Source organism: Nocardia wallacei, assembly GCF_029868745.1.
In the GTDB taxonomy this organism is placed as follows: domain Bacteria; phylum Actinomycetota; class Actinomycetes; order Mycobacteriales; family Mycobacteriaceae; genus Nocardia; species Nocardia wallacei_B.
In genome coordinates, this window is the sequence record NZ_JARWOP010000313.1 from 35,860 (window position 1) to 55,141 (window position 19,282).

Annotated in this window: 19 protein-coding genes and 2 pseudogenes; 12 read left to right on the top strand and 9 right to left on the bottom strand. The window is 68.6% G+C overall.

Going from position 1 to position 19,282, the window contains the following annotated elements; genetic code table 11:
• Positions 1-40 precede the first annotated feature (40 nt).
• Positions 41-763: a F0F1 ATP synthase subunit A gene (gene atpB / locus QH470_RS29245; RefSeq protein ID WP_280275585.1), complete on the bottom strand. Its 723-nt coding sequence runs from the start codon at positions 761-763 to the stop codon at positions 41-43.
• Positions 760-1,125: a hypothetical protein gene (locus tag QH470_RS29250; RefSeq protein ID WP_280275586.1), complete on the bottom strand. Its 366-nt coding sequence runs from the start codon at positions 1,123-1,125 to the stop codon at positions 760-762. The genes atpB and QH470_RS29250 overlap by 4 nt, the downstream gene beginning before the upstream one ends.
• A gap of 508 nt (positions 1,126-1,633) precedes the next feature.
• On the opposite strand from QH470_RS29250, the gene QH470_RS29255 reads away from it, so the two are divergent.
• The 3 genes from QH470_RS29255 to QH470_RS29265 all read left to right on the top strand — a co-directional run bounded on the left by QH470_RS29255 (position 1,634) and on the right by QH470_RS29265 (position 5,147).
• Entirely contained in the window at positions 1,634-2,863 is a 1,230-nt protein-coding gene (locus QH470_RS29255; protein ID WP_280275587.1) for a cysteine desulfurase family protein, read from the top strand.
• Positions 2,860-3,978, top strand: coding sequence for a tRNA 2-thiouridine(34) synthase MnmA (gene mnmA, locus QH470_RS29260; protein ID WP_280275588.1), 1,119 nt, complete (start codon positions 2,860-2,862; stop codon positions 3,976-3,978). The genes QH470_RS29255 and mnmA overlap by 4 nt, the downstream gene beginning before the upstream one ends.
• 131 nt (positions 3,979-4,109) lie before the next feature.
• Positions 4,110-5,147, top strand: coding sequence for a methionine synthase (locus QH470_RS29265; RefSeq protein WP_280275589.1), 1,038 nt, complete (start codon positions 4,110-4,112; stop codon positions 5,145-5,147).
• Between the two features lie 6 nt (positions 5,148-5,153).
• Here the strand turns inward: QH470_RS29265 and QH470_RS29270 are convergent, their stop codons facing one another.
• Positions 5,154-5,519: a hypothetical protein gene (locus tag QH470_RS29270; RefSeq protein WP_280275590.1), complete on the bottom strand. Its 366-nt coding sequence runs from the start codon at positions 5,517-5,519 to the stop codon at positions 5,154-5,156.
• Positions 5,520-5,612: 93 nt separating this feature from the next.
• Positions 5,613-6,842, bottom strand: a complete 1,230-nt coding sequence (locus QH470_RS29275) for an AAA family ATPase (RefSeq protein ID WP_280275591.1) — start codon at positions 6,840-6,842, stop codon at positions 5,613-5,615.
• A gap of 129 nt (positions 6,843-6,971) precedes the next feature.
• Between QH470_RS29275 and QH470_RS29280 the strand changes: the two genes are divergently transcribed.
• Positions 6,972-7,757, top strand: a complete 786-nt coding sequence (locus tag QH470_RS29280; protein ID WP_280275616.1) for an ArsR/SmtB family transcription factor — start codon at positions 6,972-6,974, stop codon at positions 7,755-7,757.
• Between the two features lie 176 nt (positions 7,758-7,933).
• Here the strand turns inward: QH470_RS29280 and QH470_RS29285 are convergent, their stop codons facing one another.
• Positions 7,934-8,245, bottom strand: coding sequence for a hypothetical protein (locus QH470_RS29285; RefSeq protein ID WP_280275592.1), 312 nt, complete (start codon positions 8,243-8,245; stop codon positions 7,934-7,936).
• Between the two features lie 423 nt (positions 8,246-8,668).
• On the opposite strand from QH470_RS29285, the gene QH470_RS29290 reads away from it, so the two are divergent.
• The 3 genes from QH470_RS29290 to QH470_RS29300 all read left to right on the top strand — a co-directional run bounded on the left by QH470_RS29290 (position 8,669) and on the right by QH470_RS29300 (position 10,953).
• Positions 8,669-9,925, top strand: a complete 1,257-nt coding sequence (locus QH470_RS29290; protein ID WP_483243953.1) for an NsdA family TPR-like regulatory protein — start codon at positions 8,669-8,671, stop codon at positions 9,923-9,925.
• A gap of 52 nt (positions 9,926-9,977) precedes the next feature.
• Positions 9,978-10,544, top strand: coding sequence for a flavoprotein (locus tag QH470_RS29295; RefSeq protein WP_280275594.1), 567 nt, complete (start codon positions 9,978-9,980; stop codon positions 10,542-10,544).
• Between the two features lie 253 nt (positions 10,545-10,797).
• The gene (locus QH470_RS29300; protein ID WP_280275595.1) at positions 10,798-10,953 is read left to right on the top strand and encodes a hypothetical protein; all 156 of its coding nucleotides are present in this window, start codon (positions 10,798-10,800) and stop codon (positions 10,951-10,953) included.
• A gap of 43 nt (positions 10,954-10,996) precedes the next feature.
• Here the strand turns inward: QH470_RS29300 and QH470_RS29305 are convergent, their stop codons facing one another.
• Entirely contained in the window at positions 10,997-11,416 is a 420-nt protein-coding gene (locus QH470_RS29305; protein ID WP_280275596.1) for a PPOX class F420-dependent oxidoreductase, read from the bottom strand.
• 176 nt (positions 11,417-11,592) lie between these two features.
• On the opposite strand from QH470_RS29305, the pseudogene QH470_RS29310 reads away from it, so the two are divergent.
• The 3 genes and pseudogenes from QH470_RS29310 to QH470_RS29320 all read left to right on the top strand — a co-directional run.
• Positions 11,593-11,811: pseudogene (locus QH470_RS29310) on the top strand (DNA ligase LigA-related protein); the annotation flags it as partial.
• Between the two features lie 131 nt (positions 11,812-11,942).
• A pseudogene (ligA, locus tag QH470_RS29315) lies at positions 11,943-13,841 on the top strand (NAD-dependent DNA ligase LigA); the annotation flags it as partial.
• Positions 13,842-13,918: 77 nt separating this feature from the next.
• Positions 13,919-14,416: a GNAT family N-acetyltransferase gene (locus tag QH470_RS29320; RefSeq protein ID WP_280275597.1), complete on the top strand. Its 498-nt coding sequence runs from the start codon at positions 13,919-13,921 to the stop codon at positions 14,414-14,416.
• A 27-nt stretch (positions 14,417-14,443) separates the two neighbouring features.
• Here QH470_RS29320 and QH470_RS29325 read toward each other — a convergent pair whose 3' ends face one another.
• Positions 14,444-15,094, bottom strand: coding sequence for an ACT domain-containing protein (locus QH470_RS29325; RefSeq protein ID WP_280275598.1), 651 nt, complete (start codon positions 15,092-15,094; stop codon positions 14,444-14,446).
• A 282-nt stretch (positions 15,095-15,376) separates the two neighbouring features.
• Here QH470_RS29325 and gatC point away from each other — a divergent pair, with 282 nt between their 5' ends.
• Positions 15,377-15,673, top strand: coding sequence for an Asp-tRNA(Asn)/Glu-tRNA(Gln) amidotransferase subunit GatC (gene gatC / locus QH470_RS29330; protein ID WP_280275599.1), 297 nt, complete (start codon positions 15,377-15,379; stop codon positions 15,671-15,673).
• A complete protein-coding gene (gene gatA / locus QH470_RS29335) occupies positions 15,670-17,145 on the top strand; it encodes an Asp-tRNA(Asn)/Glu-tRNA(Gln) amidotransferase subunit GatA (RefSeq protein ID WP_280275600.1) in 1,476 nt (491 codons plus the stop codon). Before gatC ends, gatA begins: the two co-directional genes overlap by 4 nt.
• 15 nt (positions 17,146-17,160) lie before the next feature.
• Here gatA and QH470_RS29340 read toward each other — a convergent pair whose 3' ends face one another.
• Both QH470_RS29340 and QH470_RS29345 read right to left on the bottom strand, forming a co-directional pair.
• Positions 17,161-17,610, bottom strand: coding sequence for a MarR family winged helix-turn-helix transcriptional regulator (locus QH470_RS29340; protein ID WP_280275601.1), 450 nt, complete (start codon positions 17,608-17,610; stop codon positions 17,161-17,163).
• 131 nt (positions 17,611-17,741) lie between these two features.
• Positions 17,742-19,157, bottom strand: coding sequence for an alpha/beta-hydrolase family protein (locus QH470_RS29345; protein WP_280275602.1), 1,416 nt, complete (start codon positions 19,155-19,157; stop codon positions 17,742-17,744).
• Between the last annotated feature and the right edge of the window lie 125 nt (positions 19,158-19,282).

A 19,282-nucleotide genomic window follows, 5' to 3' on the forward strand; every position in this document is an offset into this window, starting at 1 on the left:
GTTCGAACGACCCGCCACATGCTTGTGGGGGCGTTGGCTTTCAATGGTTTTCGTGCTCGCTCTCGGTGGCTTGACCGAAGTAGAGGATGGTCAGCAAGGCGAAGATGAATGCCTGAATGAATCCGACGAACAGGTCGAACAGTTTCCAGATCGCGTTCGGTCCCCAGCTCAGCCAGGCCGGTAGCAGGGCGATCACCGAGATCATCACTCCGCCGGCGAACATGTTGCCGAACAACCGCAGTGCGAGTGACAGCGGTTTGGCGACTTCCTCGATGACGTTGATGACAATCATCGGGCCCCAGCCCATATGCCCTTTGAGAACCTGCTTTACGTGCCCGATCGGGCCGCGCCGCGCCATGCCCGCTGCCTGATAACAGACGAAGACGAACAAGGCCAGTGCATAGGTGAAGTTGACATCGGCGGCGGGCGGCGTGATCAGCTCGCCGTCGCCGTACTTCACCGGCAGTACGGACAGCCAGTTGGACAGCAGCACGAAGACGAACAACGTCACCGCCAGTGGTAGGACGAACGGCGCAACCCGTAGTCCGACGGCGGTTTCCACCTGCGCGCGCATCTGAACGGTCACGGTCTCGAAGAACAACTGCACGCCGCGCGGAACCCCCGACGTCAACCGGATGCGCAGAGCGATCGCGAGCCCCACCACGACGGTCGCCGCGACCGCGGTGGCGACGATGGTGTCGACATGGAAATCGCAGCCGAGCACGTGTGCGGTCTCGTGGTGTCCCACTTCGATTTTCGTCATCGCGCCCCCCGCAGTACCGACACGGAGTTCCATAGCAGAGCGCCGAATTGAACCGTCACCAGGCCGAACAGGATGCCCAGCCCGTCCGGCCGCGTCAGGACGCCGACGATCAGCGCGAAAGCGCTGACCACGAACAGCCGCATTCCCGCCAGCGCCGTCGAACGGCTTCTGCCGGAGGCGCTGTCGCCGTCCAACCGCACCATGCCGATCCGCGTGAGCCACGCGTTGATCAATCCCAAAACGATTCCAGCGCAGATGAATACACCCAGCGGCAGCCGATCCTGCGTTCCGGCCGTCACGAGAACCACTGTTCCCGCTAGGACGGAGGCGACGATCGGGCGACGGGCCACATTGACCGGCATATGCCCTCCCTCGGCGAAGCGTGATCGTGGATGACGAAGTCGCAGTCCACATCTCGAGGCCATTCTGTCCTACTACGGCTCGTAGTACAAGAGCGGACAAATAGTGCATATCGGACAACCGAAACCATCGCCGCCGGCCTCTTTATGGTATGTGTATACCATAAAAAGCGTGAGGGGGTGCAACACGGCGGGCAGGGCGGATCACCGGCGCACCTCGACACGAGCAACGCGCCTGCCGCATCCGGATGGCTGGTACCGGTGTGCCTGTCGGCGGAGGTCGCTGCCGGGCGGGGCGCCATGAACAAACCTGGCGCTACATCCCCGCCGCCCGGGTCGAGCCCACCTTCACACCGTGAACCGTCCTGGTCGGAGCGTGCTCGCCGCCGATCCAGGAATACAGATACGTGATACCCGTGTTGTGGATCTCGGGTAAATCGTAGAAAAACGTAGAAGGCAGGGGTGGACCCCGAAGATGACCAGGTCAGCGGTGGTATAGGCTTTGTCGGTCATGAAGTCGGCTTTCCCGGGTCCGGTCGGTGCGGTGCCCAAGACGGTCTACCTCGATCACGCGGCCACGACACCCATGTTTCCTGGCGCGGTCGAGGCGATGACGGCTGCCCTGCGCGGGGCGGGTAACGCGTCGTCGCTGCACGGTTCCGGGCGGTCGGCGCGGCGGCAGCTGGAGGAGGCGCGGGAGTCGATCGCGGCCGATCTGGGCGCGCGGCCGTCGGAGGTCATCTTCACCTCCGGCGGGACGGAGAGCGACAACCTCGGCGTGAAGGGGATCTACCGGGCGCGCCGTGACGCCGATCCGCAGCGGAGCCGGATTCTGGTCAGCGCCGTCGAACACCACGCGGTGCTCGATGCCGTCGAGTGGCTGGAACAGCACGAGGGCGCGCGGGTCACGCTGCTGGAGGTCGACGGAACCGGCACGGTATCGCCGCGCACGCTGCGCGCGGCGCTGTCCGAGCACGCCGCGGAGACGGCGCTGGTCACCGTCATGTGGGCCAACAACGAGGTCGGCGCCATCGAACCGATCGAAGAATTGGCCGCCGTCGCACAGGAATTCGATATCCCGATGCACAGCGACGCGGTGCAGGCCGCCGCGCAGCTGCCCATCGGGTTCGGCGCCAGTGGCCTGTCCGCGGCCAGTTTCGCGGGCCACAAGGTCGGCGGACCGCACGGCATCGGTGTGCTGCTGCTGGGCCGGCAGGTGCCGTGCGTGCCGATGATCCACGGCGGCGGCCACGAACGCGACCTGCGGTCGGGCACCTCCGACGTGCCCGCGGCGCTCGGCCTGGCGGCGGCGCTGCGCGAGACCGTGACCAGATTGCCCACGCGTACAGACGAATTGGTGCGGCTGCGGGACGCGCTGATCGCGGGTGTGCGGACGGCGATTCCCGACGCCGTCCTCAACGGCCCGGAGGGCGTGCGCCGCCTGCCGGGCAACGCCCACTTCACTTTCCCCGGCTGCGAGGGCGATTCGCTGCTGATGCTGCTGGACGCCGCCGGGATCGAATGCTCCACGGGCTCGGCCTGCAACGCCGGGGTCGCCGCGCCCAGCCACGTGCTGCTGGCCATGGGCGTGGAAACCCGGCAGGCGCGCGGTTCGCTGCGATTCTCGTTGGGGCACACCACAACCGAATACGACATAGCGAGACTGCTGGAAGTGCTGCCGCCGGTGGTGGAGCGGGCCAAGGCGGCCGGGCTGGCCGGTGCGAAAGGAGGTACGCGATGAGAGTGCTCGCAGCGATGAGTGGCGGTGTGGATTCCGCCGTGGCGGCCGCCCGCGCGGTCGAGGCCGGTCATGAGGTGGTCGGCGTGCATCTGGCGCTGTCGGCGACGCCCGGAACGTTGCGCACCGGGTCGCGCGGCTGCTGCTCCAAGGAGGACGCCGGCGACGCCCGCCGCGCCGCGGACGTGCTCGGAATCCCTTTCTACGTGTGGGATTTCGCCGACCGCTTCAAGGAAGACGTGATCGACGACTTCGTCGCCGCCTACGCCGCCGGTGAGACCCCGAACCCCTGTCTGCGCTGCAACGAGAAGATCAAGTTCGCCGCGCTGGCGGACCGGGCGGTGGCACTCGGCTTCGACGCGGTCGCGACCGGCCACTACGCGCGGCTCGAGGACGGCGTGCTGCGCCGGGCGGTCGATGCCGACAAGGACCAGTCCTACGTGCTGGCCGTGCTCACGGCCGAGCAGCTGGGCCGCGCGATGTTCCCGGTGGGCGACACCCCGAAGCCGCAGATCCGCGCCGAGGCCGCCGAACGCGGTCTCGCGGTGGCGGACAAGCCCGACTCGCACGACATCTGCTTCATCCCCTCCGGCGACACCCGCGCGTTCCTGGGTGCCAAGATCGGCGTCCGGCCGGGGGCGATCGTCGATTCCGACGGGCGCAAGCTGGCCGAACACGAAGGGGTGCACGGCTTTACGATCGGTCAGCGCAAGGGGCTCGGGTTGCCCGGGCCCGCGCCGGACGGCCGTCCGCGCTACGTCACCGAGATCGATCCGGATTCCGGCACCGTGCGGGTCGGCGGCGCCGAGGACCTCGAGGTGTCCACGGTGCTGGCGGAGCGGCCGATCTGGACCTCCGGCGCCGCGCCGGACGGGCCGATCGAGTGCGTGGCCCAGGTGCGCGCGCACGGCGGCACCGCGCCCGCGGTCGCGGAGGCGGTCGACGGTGGCCTCGTGGTGCGGTTGCGGGAGCCGCTGACCGGGGTGGCCCGCGGCCAGGCCGTGGTGCTGTACCGCCCGGACCCGGCGGGCGACGAGGTGATCGGCAGCGGCACCATCAGCGGCACCGCCCGCGCCGAGGCGGATCTGGTGCGGTCGACGCCCGACTCGGCCCGCTGAGGCGGGTGCGCCGTAGGCTGTGGGTATCGCGTCCGGACGCGCGGTGACGTCGACGTCCGCGGTCCGCGACGATTCCGCAGTGGCGCTTCGCGCGCGCCGACATCGCAATCGAACGAGCTGGATGGTGCACGGTGACCTCGGGTGAACAAGTACTGCAAGGCGGCATCGCGACCGGTGTCGGGTCCTGGCCGGGCACCGACGTGCGCGAGGCGGCGGCGACCATCGTCGGCGAACTGGGCAACCTGCCGCACCTGGTCGAATTGCCCGCCCGCGGAGCGGGTTCGGATCTGATCGGGCGCGCCTCGGCGCTGCTGGTGGACATGCAGTTCGAGACCTCGACCCGCGCCTACCGGATGGCGCCGCGGCCCGGCTCGGTCTCGCGGCGCGCGTTCGATCTGCTGCGCACGGATCTCGACGCGCTCGAAGAGGCTTGGGAGACAGCGGGTCTGGCCGGGACCGGCCGATCCGTGAAGGTGCAGGCGCCGGGCCCGCTGACGCTCGCCGCACAGGTCGAACTCGCCAACGGACATCGGGTACTCACCGATCCCGGTGCGGTGCGCGATCTTTCGGCGTCGCTGGCCGAGGGCCTCAGCGAGCACGTCGCCGAGGTCGGCAAGCGGCTCGGCGCGAATGTCGTGGTGCAACTGGACGAACCGTCGCTGACCGCGGTGCTCGAGGGCGCCATCCGTGGCGCGAGCGTACTGCACACCGTGCGCGCGGTGCCGGAGCCCGAAGCCCTCGACATCCTCGAAACCGTCGTGACCGCGCCGGACGCGCCGGTCCTGGTGCACACCTGTGCCGCACCGCCCGCACTCGGCCTGCTGCGCGGAAGTTCCGCCGCCGCAATCGGTTTCGATCTCGCCGTGATCGGCCCCGCCGACCTCGACGGCGTCGGTGAACTGCTCGATTCCGGCAAGCTCCTGGCTCTCGGGCTGGTGCCGACCGCCGCCCCGGCCCGCCCCGTCACCTGGCGGGAGGTCGCCGAGCCCGGCGTCCGGTTGATCGACCGACTCGGCTTCCCCCGCCGCCTGCTGCGCGAGCGGATCCTCGTCACGCCCGCGTGCGGGCTGGCCGACGCCTCGCAGGCCTGGGCACGCCGCGCCCTCGAGCTGGCGACCGAAACCGCCCGGATCTTCTCTCAGGAACCGGAGTCGATCACCTTCGAGTGACGGCCGTCAGCCGCCGAAATAGGGGCGGGCGCCCGGGTGGCCCAACTGCCAGTTCTGCGGTTTGCCAGGCGGATACTCGACCGGGATCTGGTCGCCGGGGGAGGGCCACTGGTTCACGTCCCACGCGAACCGGCCGTAGACCGTCTCGCCGCCGACCGACGGACCCGAGATCGTGCCGGTGATGGTCACGTATTGATTCCCCTGCGCGGCCGGGCGCGGACTGACCCCGGTCACGTGCAAGGTCCCCACCTCGGGCTGCGGTCGATTCGAGCCCGCCCCGCCCCTCGTCCCGCCGCCCCGCCCCCGCCGATACGCCATGACCAGCGCCACGAGCACCACGACAGCGGTCACCAGAAACGCGATCTCCAACATGCCACCATGGTATGCGGGCGCGCCTGCGGCTACGTTGCTCAGCGGGGTCTCGCGGCAGTCCCGCGCCGCGTCCGCTCGCTGTTCACGCCTGGGTCAGTGCGTGGTCAGTTCGGTGGCGCCCTGGGGTGTGCGGCGTAGTTGCCAGACGGCGGTGCGGCGGGATTGGGAGCGGCCGTTGCCGCGGTCGATCAGGGTGCGGTTGCGGGTGGTGAAGATCAGCTGGGCGCCGCGGGAGTTGGTTTCCGGGTTCTGGAACAACTGGATCAGGCGGTCGGTCGCGTCGCCGGTGAGGTGGGTGTCGATATCGTCGACGGCCAGCACCCGGCCGGTGTCCAGGGCGTCCAGTATGGGCGGGAGCAGGCGCAGCAGGGCCAGGGTCGCGGTGGACTCGTCGGTGATGTCGAACGCGGCATCGATGCCCTCGTGCACCAGGCCCAGGCCGACGCCGCGGCGGGCCACCATGCGGGAGTAGAGGGTGTCGCGGGCGGCGCGCAGGTTGCTCAGTTCGCGTTCGAGCCCGGTCGGAGTCAGTCCGTGGGTCGCCCGCAATTGCTCGGCGCGGGCGGGCGAGGCCAGGCAGGCGTCGAGTTCGCTTGCGGCACCGGCGATATCGCCGTCCAGGTCGCGCAGATAGTCCGCGTACAGCGGGTCGTTCTCGGCGATCAGCAGATCCTCGATGCCGAGATCGGCCGACCGCAACAGCGTGAGCAGCCGCGCGGCGTTGCCCTCGGAGCGGGAGATGTGGCTGCCGAGCTGGTGTGCGATCGTCTGCGTATCCTGTTGCCCCCGTTGCACATCCAGCTGCGCGGAGAACCAGCGGTACGCCGGGACCAGCGCCTCGGCGTACATCTGGCCGGTCAGGCTGAGCAGCAGCGCGTTCGGGCGCACCAGCGGCGCCAGCGCCCCGATGCCGTAGCGGACCGGCTCGAACAGCGGGCCGAGCCGCACGTCCGCGCCCTCGCGCTCGAAGACGATGCGCTTGCGGTTGTGCGGGTGGCTGTGCAGCCATTCGGCAGTGACATCGGCGTTGTCGAGGCGGAATCCGTAGGTGTAGGGCACGCCCTCGGCCACGAACGTGGCGACGAATTCCGATGGCCGGTCGGCGAATCCGAGATGCGGCGACCGCACCGGGCCGGCGTAGGGATCCCAGCCGGTGACGGAGTTCAGCACCGCGTCGCGCATATGACCCAGCGCGTCGATCAGGCTGGACTTGCCGGTCGCGGCGGTGCCGTGCACCGCGGTCACCGGTGCGGGCAGCGCCCCCGCTCGGCTGCCGACCAACCGCAGCTCCTGCGTCTCGGCCAGCGATCTGTGGTTCGTCACCTGAAAACTCCGCAACACCCGTGCCATCCTGCCGTCCGCCTCGCCTAGCCGCGACAGCGGCATTGACATGCAACCAAACGGATGCCTATTGTGAAAGGCATCCAAATGGTTGCCTATGGAGGTGGCGAAGTGGACGAGGTGTTCAAGGCGCTGGCCGATCCCAGCCGACGCCTGCTGCTGGACAGCCTGAACGCGGACAACGGGCAGACCTTGCGCGAACTGTGCGCCGGGCTGGACATGACCCGCCAGGCGGTCAGCAAGCATCTGGCCGTGCTCGAGTCGGCGAACCTGGTGACCACCCGCCGCCGCGGCCGGGAAAAGCTGCACTACCTCAACGCCGAACCCGTCAACGCCATCGCCGACCGCTGGATCAACCGCTACGACCGGGGGCGCATAGCAGCCCTCGCCGACCTGAAAACCGCACTGGAGGGCACGAACATGAGCGAAGAATTCGTCTACACCACGTACATCAAGACAACGGACCGCAAGCTGTGGCAGGCACTCACCGACCCCGCCTTCACGAAGCAGTACTGGGGCGCCTCCTTCGACACCGACTGGCAGCCGGGCTCGGTCATGACCTGGTACGAAAAGGATTGGAAGAGCACCGACCCCGAGCAGGTGGTGCTGGAAGCGGAGCCGTACCGCAAACTGTCCTACACCTGGCACACGATGAGCCTCGAACACGCGGACGCGTTCGGTATCGACCACCAGACGGCGCGGCAGTGGATGACCGAGCCACGCTCCAAGGTGACGTTCGAGATCGAGCCCATGGGTGAGATCGTGAAACTCACTGTCGTACACGACGGTTTCGAACCGGACAGCGCGCTGCTGAAGGCGCTCAGCGGCGGCTGGCCGAGCATCCTGGCCAACCTGAAGACACTGCTGGAGACCGGCGAGGTGTTGCGGTTCGAGTGAATTGCCGATGACCGGCGGCTGATTCGCGGCGGGCGGCCTGTGGAATCCATCCCGGGCACGCCTGCCACGCCGCGATGTCCCAATTACGAACCGCTGGTCCGCGGGGCAGCACACTCCGACCACGCTGCCGTAGATCACTACGAGTGCTACGAGCGCCAACCATGCCGCTGTGGTGCTCATGTTCGTCTCACCTGGCACGAGAGCATGGCCCAGCGAGCAAAACTCATTCGGGGAGTGGCAGTTTCGACGTCCACTATGCACATCAGTGCGTGTAGCTGGATCACGTCCAGGTGGCTGGGTGAGGGCGTGATCACGGCGTCGACGTCGGCGGCGCGCACCTGATCGACCAGCGGGATTGCGGATGGGTCGGGCCAGTACAGTGCGTAGCCGAGTCGCCGTGCGAGCTGGCGGATCCGGGCGTTCTCCCACTCTCCCCACGGACTGACGGCGAGGTCTACCCACGCGAATGCGGTCGGGTGTGTCCTCATGGCCGTGCTGCTGTCGTGTCCGTCGTGGTGTGTGTCGAGCGGTCGTCGAGCACACGCGTACCCGACCATGGGCACCGTTCGCGGTCCTGTACTCGGTGAGAGGCGATCTTGCCGTCCACCAACGGGATGAGGCCATCACACAACCACGATGGGCAGGCCACGCTGACCAGCTCGCCGGTGTCTGCCGACATGTTTCCAATACCGCACTGAGACAACAGAATCCATGGCGTGTTGCCATCGCACATCTCGGATGCCTTCCGTGTAGATCCAGTGGGAAGCACCCGGCTGACGAAGGTCTATGCAAGATCCGGAGTGGGAGGAGAGCAGCGCCGCCGGGCGCACCTAGAAGTCTGGCGACGGAGGTCACCCCGGAGTAAGTTCGTCAAAGGTGTTGAAAGGTGTTGAATCGGCCGTCGACGAGACCTGGGAGAACCGCAAGTCCGGCCGAACGCGTCAACCATTCGGCGGTGGGTGGATGAAGGTGGGCGTCCGCGTTCACCTGTCCCGGAAATCCTGGCGGACTTGTTCTCCGCGCGGTTCGGTTACCGGGTGACCACCTATGACCTCGGGTTCGGGGACACGCCGGCGGTTGACCGGGCACTGGTGTACAACCCATCGTTGAAGGTGACTATCGAAGCAGTAGCAGACCTCGGGAGAGCCGACGTGGACCGTAGAAAGTTCCTCATCGCCGCGCCGTTCGCTGCGGCTGCGGCCATCGGACCGTCTCGTGATTGGCTGCTGAACACGCTGGATCAGTTGCCTGACGGAGGGCAGCGGGTCAGGCTCGAAGATGTCACCGCTGTGAAGAATATGTTCTCCCACTTCCAGGAGATGGACATTTTCCAGGGTGGAGGCAGCGGCCGACTTGTTCTGGCTGCGTACATGAACGAGCACGTGTATCCACTGCTGCGGCGGACGTTCACAGAGGAAGTGCGGCGAGCGCTTTCCGGTGCGGCGGCTGAGCAGACGTACTTGCTCGGATGGATGGCGTTCGACAGCGGTGAGCACGGTGCGGCTCAGCGATATCTCGTTCAGGCGTTGCGGTTGTCGGAGGAGTCGAAGGACGCCGCGCTCGGTGCTCATGTTCTTGCTGGAATGGCCGATCAGGCGTCGCTACTCGGTCACCCCCAGGAAGGCCAGCGGCTCGCGCAGGCCGGTCGTCAAGGGCTTGCGAAGGCGAATTCGCCTGCGTGCCTTGCGGATCTGTGGACTCTCGAGGCCCGTGCGCTAGCCATGATGGGTGACAAATGCGGCACCGCGCACGCGATCAACGAGGCAGAACGCGTTTTCGACAAGATCGATCCGAACGCCGAGCCGGAATGGGCACGCTTCATCGACCCGGCATACATCTGCGGGGAGTGGGCGAATGCCTTCCGTGATCTCGGACTGCCGGAAAATGCGGAGCCCCATGCGCGCCGGTCGATTGCCTACGCGCGCAGCCAGAATCGCGCCCGCCGCGGCGCGCTGTCCCACGCGGCGCTGGCAGTCACTCACATTCAGAGCCGAGACCTCGACGCTGCGTACGTCGCGGCGGTCCGCACCGTCGACTTGTCCCGGAAGGTCAAGTCTTCACGGTCGGTGGAGGCAGTCCGCGACGTCCAGCGGCAGATGAGGTCGTTCGGGCCGCATCCGCTGGTCGCGGACTTCAACGAGCGTGCCCGCGTGCTACTGGTTGCGTAGCAGCGGGTACGCGGAAGCGGTCCATCCGTTGCCATGAACGACGATGAGGGACATGAACGAGCAGGGAAGCCCTGTCCTGTATGCCATCGTGACCGGTTCGCCCGCGGCGCGTGATGTGGGCAAATTGGTCGAGCTGGCTCAGGGGGACGGCTGGGACGTATGCGTGATCGCTTCGCCGGACGGCCGCCGATTCATCGATGCGGACGCGCTGGCGGCCAAGACCGGATATCCCGTACGCAGTCAATACAAGGAGCCCGGCGCACCTGACGTACTGCCACCCGCCGACGGAATGATCGCCGCACCCATCACCTGCAATTCGGTCGCCAAATGGGCTGCCGGAATTTCGGACACCCTGCCCCTCGGGCTTCTCGTGGAAGCGGTAGGGAAGGGCCTTCCCGTGGTGGCTGTACCGTTCTCCAACCGAGCACAGATGAGCTTTCCCGCAATCCGGACCGGCATGCGCAATCTGTCGGAATGGGGCGTAACGGTGCTCACGGGCGACGAGCACGAGCCGGGCACGGGGGAGCGGTTCCTCCCTCGGTTTCCTTGGGTGACTGCGTGGCGCGCTCTACTCGAGCATCCTCGACTTACCGTGCCGGGCGGGAGTGCTGGTCGGTAGCGCAGTCGGTATGCCACGCGCTTCGCGCCAGTGAGTGTGTGTGCGGCCGTGAACCCGCTGGCCGGAACGTTGGGAAATCGGGTTGGACTCCAATAGATTGGCAGTCGTGAGCGATGGTCTGCGGTTCGTTTCGACGGTGGCGGAACTTGATGCGCTGCCGCTGATGTCGGTGATCATGGCCGCCAGGCCCGCGCGTTCGGTGTATCAGAAATGGATTGATCAGCAGAGTGGGACGCCGAGTTGGGTTCGGACCATGAGTAGCGATCGATACACGTCCGAGGAGTTGGCGGTCGGGCCGTTTCCGTTGTCGGCGCCGCAGCGGTTCTGGTTCGTGGTGCTCTACGACCCGTCCGAGCATGGTCATCCCAATGACTGGGAGACGGCCGACTCGGCGGCGCCCGCGCCGTGACGTAGCGCGGTGCGCCGCCGTGGTCGGCGAAAAGCTTTGCGGCTCAGGGCAACATGCCGTAGACGCGGGTGGGGGTGATGCGGGCGAGGACGCGGCGTTCGGTGACCATGGCCTGGCGGTATTCGTCCCAGTCCGGGTGCTCGCCGCTCGCGGCGCGGTAGTAGTCGACCAGGTCGTCGACCGCGGCGTCGTGGGGGTCGGCGGCTACCGCGGTCAGCTGCACGTCGCCCTCGAGGACCGCGTATGCCCAGAAGTCGTCGCTGGTCACATGGATCGCCGCCCAGGGCTCGCGGCGTAGGTTGACGTACTTCGCGCGGTCGGCGGTGATCGAGATCCGGATCACGCCGTCGTCGCCCACCAGGTGCAGCACATTGGACTGCTGCGGTCGGCTGTTGCGGCGGATGGTGGTCAGCACCGACCTGCGGTGTGTGCGAGCGAAGTCGAGTGCCTTACCGAGTTCCATCTGGCCTCCAGATCGCGGTGTCCGTGCGGTCACCGGTAGGGCTTGATCATCTACCGTCGCACCCCGGTTGTCGACATGATCGATGCCGGGAGACCGGGCGGTTTCCCGGACGCGAGGGCTGCGACGTGCCCGAATGTGCCCCGGAGGTGTCGGTCGACTCCGCTAATCTGCGTGCTGTGAGCGAATCCGGGATCGAGAGCAGCGAGGCGACAGCGGACGAGCGTACGCAATGGCAGCAGCTGGCGGAGGAGGTGCGTGAGCACCAGTTCCGCTACTACGTGCGCGACGCGCCGATCATCTCCGACGGCGAGTTCGACAAGCTGTTCCAGCGGCTGCTGGCGCTGGAGGAGGCCCACCCGGACCTGCGCACGCCCGACTCGCCGACCCAGCTGGTCGGCGGCGGCGGAGGCCCCGAGGTGAACCCCGGAGGCCCCCACCAGGGGGGTTTTTGGGTGGGCACAGGAATTGGCGTGGTGGGGTTTGGGGGGGGGGGGGGGCGGGGGGGGGGGGGGGGGTGGCGCCCCCCCCGCTCCTGCCCCCGCCCGACTCGCCGACCCCGCTGGGCGGCGGCGGCTTCGCCACCGAGTTCACCGCGGTCGACCACCTCGAGCGGATGTTGTCGCTGGACAACGTCTTCGACGAGGAGGAGATGCGGGTGTGGGTGAGCCGGGTGGAGGCGGAGACCGGCCCCGACATCCACTACGTGTGCGAGGTGAAGATCGACGGCGTCGCGCTCAACCTCGTCTACGAGGACGGGCGGCTGACCCGCGCGGCCACCCGCGGCGACGGCCGCACCGGTGAGGACGTCACGCTCAACGCCCGCACCATCGACGACATCCCGGTCCAGCTCGCCGCGAGCGACGAATTCCCGGTGCCGCCGCTGCTCGAGGTGCGCGGCGAGGTCTATTTCCGGCTGGAGGATTTCGAGACCCTCAACGCCGCGATCGTCGCCGAAGGCAAACCGCCCTACGCCAATCCGCGCAACACCGCCGCCGGTTCGCTGCGGCAGAAGGATCCGGCGGTGACGGCGCGGCGCCGGCTGCGGATGATCTGCCACGGTTTCGGCCGCATGCGCGGTTTCACCCCGGCCTCCCAGTACGAGGCCTATCGCGCGCTGGCGGCGTGGGGCCTACCGGTGTCGTCGCACACGGTCCGGGTGCAGGGCGCCGACGCGGTGGTCGAGCGCATCCGGTACTGGGGCGAGCATCGCCATGACATCGAGCACGAGATCGACGGCCAGGTGATCAAGGTCGACGAGATGGTGCTGCAGCGCCGCCTCGGCTCCACCTCCCGCGCCCCGCGCTGGGCGATCGCCTACAAGTACCCGCCGGAGGAGGTCACCACCAAGCTGCGCGATATCCAGGTCAATGTCGGCCGCACGGGCCGGGTGACGCCGTTCGCGGTCATGGAGCCGGTCACCGTGGCGGGGTCGACGGTGTCGATGGCCACGCTGCACAACGCCGCCGAGGTCCAGCGCAAGGGCGTGCTGATCGGCGACACGGTCACCATCCGCAAGGCCGGCGACGTGATCCCCGAGGTGCTGGGCCCGGTGGCCGATGTGCGCGACGGCTCGGAGCGCGCATTCGTGATGCCCACGCACTGTCCGGAGTGTGGCACCGAACTGGCGCCGGAGAAGGAGAGCGACGCCGATATCCGCTGTCCCAACCAGCGGTATTGCCCGGCCCAGTTGCGCGAGCGCGTATTCCACGTCGCGGGGCGCGGCGCGTTCGACATCGAGGCGCTCGGGTACGAGGCGGCCGTCGACCTGCTGAAGTCGGGCGTCATCGCCGACGAGGGCGACCTGTTCGATCTCGACGAGGAAAAGCTGCTCACCACAACGCTTTTCGTCAACAAGAACGGCAGCCTGTCGGCCAACGGCAAGCGCTTGCTGCAGAATCTGGACAGCGCCAAGGATCGTCCGCTGTGGCGGGTGCTGGTCGCCCTGTCGATCCGGCACGTCGGCCCGACCGCGGCCCGCGCGCTGGCGGCCGAACTCGGCAGCATGGAGCGCATCGAGAACGCGACGCTGGAGGAGCTGTCCGCGGTCGACGGTGTCGGCCCCACCATCGCGGTCGCGGTGAAGGAATGGTTCGCCGTCGACTGGCACCGCGCCATCGTGGCGAAGTGGGACGCCGCTGGGGTGCGGATGGCCGACGAGCGCGACGAATCCATCGAGCGCACCCTCGAGGGCCTGTCGATCGTGGTCACCGGTTCCCTGCAGAGCCTCTCGCGCGACGAGGCGAAGGAGGCCATCCTGGTCCGTGGCGGCAAGGCCGCGGGCTCGGTGTCGAAGAAGACGGCATACGTCGTGATCGGTGATTCGCCGGGCTCGAAGGCGGCCAAGGCGGAGGAACTCGGCGTGCCCATCCTGGACGAGGACGCGTTCCGCCGATTACTCGAGGGCGGTCCGCCCGCGCTGGAGTGACCCGGCGCGGGCAGCGGCATCCGCACCGGATGCTGCGGCGGGTCGTGCCGGATAGGACAAGCGAAAGGTGTTGTGTGATGGTGGATTTCGACGTCGAGATCCGGAAGGTGCGGACCGAGGAGTTCGCGACCGTGGGCGCGCTGACCGTCGAGGTCTATGTCGGTGAGGGGCACGTGGACGCCGAAAGCCCCTACGTCGCAGAGCTGTTCGACACCGCGACCCGCTCGGTGTCCGCCGAGGTGCTGGTGGCCGTGCGCGACGGCGAGGTGCTCGGCTCGCTCACCATCGCCCGCTACGGGACCGACTACGCCGACATCGCCCGCCCGGGCGAACTGGAGTTCCGGATGCTCGCGGTCGCCAAGCGGGCGCGCGGCGCGGGTGTCGGCACCGCACTGGTGAACCGCGTCATCGACATCGCACGCGCCGAGGAACTGTCCGCGGTCGTGCTCACCACCATGCCGTCGATGCCCGACGCGCGCCGCATCTACGAGCGGCTCGGCTTCGCCGGTGTCCCCGAACGCAATTGGCGGACCGCCACCGGACTCCCGCTGACCGTCATGCGGCTAGCGGTGTGAGTGCCCGAATCGGCCCAGCACTCAGGCTCAACCGAGGACGGTGGCGATTATCCCGGTGAGGTAGCCCAGCCGCGCGACCTCCGACGGCCGGAACTCCGGCCCGCCCGGCCGGCCGAGCAGCAGCACCTTGCCGGTGTTGCCCAGCGGGGCCGCGGAGAGCTTGGTGTCCATGTCCTTCCAGATCTGCGGCACCCAGTCGGCTTCGCCGTCGAGGGCGGCGGGCTTCTCGAGTGGCATCCACGGCACCGTCACCGCCTGGGTCTGCGGTGCGCTCTGGCTGCCCACCACCCGGTAGGCGCCCTGCGGGCCCATGTCGATCACGGTGCTCCAGCCGACGCGCAGTACGCGGGGCACCCCGTCGACGAGCACCTGTAATCGGTCGTCGCGGGCGCTGGCCACCTGATCGATCAGCTCCAGCTCGCGATGGGTGTCGAGGATGCCGGAGTACGGCCGCAGCGAGTCGACCCGCACATCGGCCAGGGACTCGGCCGCGGTGATCAAGGTATCGGGTAGCGCGCCCGAGGGAACCTCCACCACGAGATCGTCGATCGCGTAGCCGGCGCCGCGTTCGACCACATCCAGCGAGAGGATGTCGGCGCCGACGGAGCCCAGTGCCAATGCGAGTGAACCGAGACTTCCCGGGCGATCCGGAAGTTGCACGCGAAGCAGGAATGACACGTGCGTTCCTTCCTTTCCTGTGCGACCGAAACTTTCGGACGGATACCCCCGTCTCGCAATACTTACACTCGCGGGTCTCGGCCACCGACTCGAAGTCGCCGGAGTGATGTATGCCACTGCCATTGTGGGTCGGTTGGCGCTTCCGTGCCAGCGGTATCGGCGGGAGACCAGAGTTCGGTTCATAGACCATAGTTCAGTAGCAGTAGAGTGGCCTCTGCACAGATCCCCGGCACGCACCCGTGCCCGGGAGAACACCTCCCACCTGCCGAAAGGGGTCCCGCGGTGCCCGCCATCTCCCGCGACGAGGTCGCACACCTCGCCCGGTTGTCCCGGCTCGCCCTGACCGAAGAGGAGCTCGACCGGTATGCCGGGCAGCTCGATTCGATCCTGAGCCACGTGCAGGTCATCGCGGAAGTCGCCGCCGACGTGCCGGCCACCGCCTCGCCGAACCCGACCACCAACGTGACCCGCCCGGACACCGTCGTGCCCGGCCTCACCCCGGAGCAGGCGCTGTCGGGCGCGCCCGCGGTCGAGGAACAGCGCTTCATGGTCCCGCAGATCCTGGGAGAGGGCGAATGAGCGACAGCGAGCTGACGAAGCTGAGCGCGGCCGAACTGGCGGAGCGGATCCACGCTCGCGAGGTGTCCTCCGTCGAGGTCACCGAGGCGCATCTGCGGCGCATCGCGGACGTGGACGGCGAGTACAACGCGTTCCTGCACGTGGCCGGTGAGCAGGCCCGGCAGACCGCCGCCGAGGTGGACCGCGCGATCGCCGCCGGGTCCGTGGCCTCGCCGCTGGCGGGAGTTCCGTTGGCGCTCAAGGACGTTTTCACCACCACGGACATGCCGACCACCTGCGGGTCGAAGATCCTCGAGGGCTGGGTCCCGCCCTACGACGCGACCGTGACGGCCAAGCTGCGCGAGGCCGGTATCCCGATTCTCGGCAAGACCAACATGGACGAGTTCGCGATGGGCTCGTCCACGGAGAACTCGGCCTACGGCCCGACCCTGAATCCCTGGGATCCCCAGCGCATTCCGGGCGGTTCCGGCGGTGGATCGGCGACGGCGCTGGCGGCCTACGAGGCTCCGCTGTCCATCGGCACCGACACGGGCGGCTCGATCCGTCAGCCCGCCTCGATGACCGGCACCGTCGGCACCAAGCCGACCTACGGGACGGTGTCGCGGTACGGCCTGGTGGCCTGCGCCTCGTCGCTGGACCAGGGTGGTCCGTGCGGGCGTACGGTGCTGGACACCGCGCTGCTGCACGAGGTGATCGCGGGCTACGACCCGAAGGATTCCACCTCGCGCAACGCCCCGGTCGCCCCGGTGGTCGAGGCGGCGCGCCAGGGCGCGCGGGGCGATCTCAGCGGCGTGAAGGTCGGTGTGGTGAAGGAACTGCACTCCGACAGCTACCAGCCGGGCGTGCTCGCCTCCTTCGACGCGGCCGTGGCCGTGCTGAAGGATCTGGGCGCCGAGGTGATCGAGGTGTCCTGCCCGCACTTCGAGTACGCGCTGCCCGCCTACTACCTGATCCTGCCCAGCGAGGTGTCGTCCAACCTGGCCCGGTTCGACGCCATGCGCTACGGCCTGCGCGTCGACGACGACGGGCAGCACAGCGCCGAGCAGGTGATGGCCGCGACCCGTGAGGCCGGTTTCGGCCCGGAGGTCAAGCGCCGCATCATGATCGGCACTTACGCGCTGTCGGCCGGGTACTACGACGCCTACTACGGTCAGGCGCTGAAGGTGCGCACGCTGATCGCGCAGGATTTCGACAAGGCGTACGAGCAGGTCGACGTGCTGGTGTCGCCGACAAGTCCGTTCACCGCGTGGAAGCTGGGCGAGAAGGTGGACGACCCGCTGGCGATGTATTTGTCGGACCTGTGCACGCTGCCGACCAACCTGGCCGGGTACTGCGGGATGTCGGTGCCGTCGGGGCTGAGCCGCGATGACGGCATGCCGGTCGGCCTGCAGATCATGGCGCCCGCGCTCGCCGACGATCGGCTGTACCGGGTGGGCGCCGCCTACGAGGCTGCGCGCGGACCGATCGCGTAAGCGCGGCAACGGTTCTCAGGGCCGCGGCCAGGGGCGGCCGTCGAGGCGTTCGATGTCGGTGTTGAACCGTTGCAGGTACCCGGCGAAGGCGGCGACGTCGTCGGCCGACCAGTCCTCCATCACGCGCCCCAGGCCGTCGACGTTGGCCTTCCGCTCGGCGGCGAGGTTCTGCTCGCCCTTGTCGGTGATCCGGAACTTGCGCGCCATGCCGCCCTCCGGATCGGGGATGCGCTCGACCAGACCGCCCCGCACCAGCGCGGCGGTCTGCCGGTTGAGGGTGGACGCGTCCAGGCCGAAGGCGTCGCTGAGCTGACCGATCGACATCGGCCCGGTGATGGCCAGGCGACTCAGCAACAGGTAGGCGCTGCGTTCCAGGCGGGTGTTGTCGCGGCGGTATCGCGGGTTGAGGGTGTACCGGCCGAGCAGCATGGTCTCGAATTCGACGAGGTCCGTGGGCTTGTCCATGCCGTCCTTCCGCCTGTTCGCGCTGCCGGTCCGCGGGGACCGGTATAGCACGGGCACCCTTGCCCGGGCCGATGATGTGCGCGATACACATATTATGTGCCGTGCACACCGGCCCCGGCGGCCCGGTGCCGTCAGCAGCTCCCGAGGGCGGTCCCCTGGTCGGTGCCGTAGCGGTGGCCGTGGCCCGGCGGCGGGCCGAGGGCCGTCAGCAGATCGGCCGTGGTCTGCACGAAGCCGAGCACCGGCAGCCACCGCGGATGCGGCGCGTCCGGCCGGGTGCCGGTGAGATCCGGTGCGCGCCAGAGCAGTTCGGGTGTCCATTGCACCACAGGGTCGGAGGAGTTGGCGAGAATCGTCGCGCCGGCGCGGTGTACGCGCCCGGCGGGCGGTCCGGCCCACAGCGCGGCGCAGACCCGGCTCCGCTGGTCGGCCTCGTCCGCGAAGATCGCGCTGCCCGCGGTGGCGCCGAGACTCTGGCCGTAGACGTACAGGCGGGGTTTGTGCGCCAGCGCGGCGATCCGCCGTTCGACCGCGGTGAACAGGGCGCGGGCGGAGTCCTCGGCGGAACGGCGGCCGAAGAGGAAGGTCGCCCAGCTCGGCGCGGCCGAGTACTGCAGACCGACCAGTGCGACATCGCCGCCGAATCGCCGCTCCAGGCCGTCGGCGGCGTGGGAGTCGATCCAGCCCGATCCGGTGGGCACCGTCACGACCAGATTGGCGCGTTCGAAGCCGCCGGACCGTTCCAGTTCGCGGATCGCCAGGGCCACGCGGGACTGGAGATCGGGTGCGGAATCGAGGCCGACGTAGGCCCGCACCGCGCGCGAGGTGACGGTCCCGGCGACGAATTTGCGGCCTTCCGTGCCGAGTGACTCCCAGCCGACCACCGACGCCGCGCTGCCCGAGCGGGTCATCGAAAGGGGTTGCGTCAGGGTCGAATCCGGGCCGGTGTCGGCGGCGGCGACCGAGCGATTCCGGTCCAGCGCGGTCGGCAACAGCACGAACTGGGTGGCCAGCGCCGCGGCGAGAACCAGCCCGGCGCTGCGGCGGCGGCCGATGCGCCCGGCGCACCAGCGCAGGCCGCGCACCGTGCCGACCAGGATCAGCACGATCAGCGCGGCGCCGGCGGCGCAGCGGGACCAGTGCCCGAAGGAGATGGCCGGTACGTCCATGGCGGTCCGTAATGCGTTCTGCCACTGCTGGGCTCGCACGAGGCACGCGATGACCACCAGCGTGCCGGTGAGTGCCACCGGCATCCGGGCGCCGCGGAGTTCGCGGTTGATGTCGAAGCCGCGGCGTCGCGTGAGCGCGCGCAGCACACCGGCGGCTGCGAACAGCATGGTCACCAGCAGGGCGGTCAGGATCGCCTGGGCCGTGGCGGTGCGGGGTAGCAGGCCGGGGGACAGCGAGACGGCGGTACCCAGGGTCACGGCCAGTGTGGTCCCGATGCGGGGCGGAGTGCGGAAACGGCGGAATGCCCGGTGGGTCGTGGGCGGGCGGGGCACGAGCCGGACCCGGCGGCCCTCTGGTCTGGCAACGATCGTGGACATGCGAAATCCTCAGTGCTGCAGTGGAATCGGTGATGTCGGCGCGATGCGCCGGGCGGACGGTGGGCACGCCGAAGACGCCGTGCCACCCGTCGGTGGTCAGGTACCGGGCGCACCGGCACGGCAGT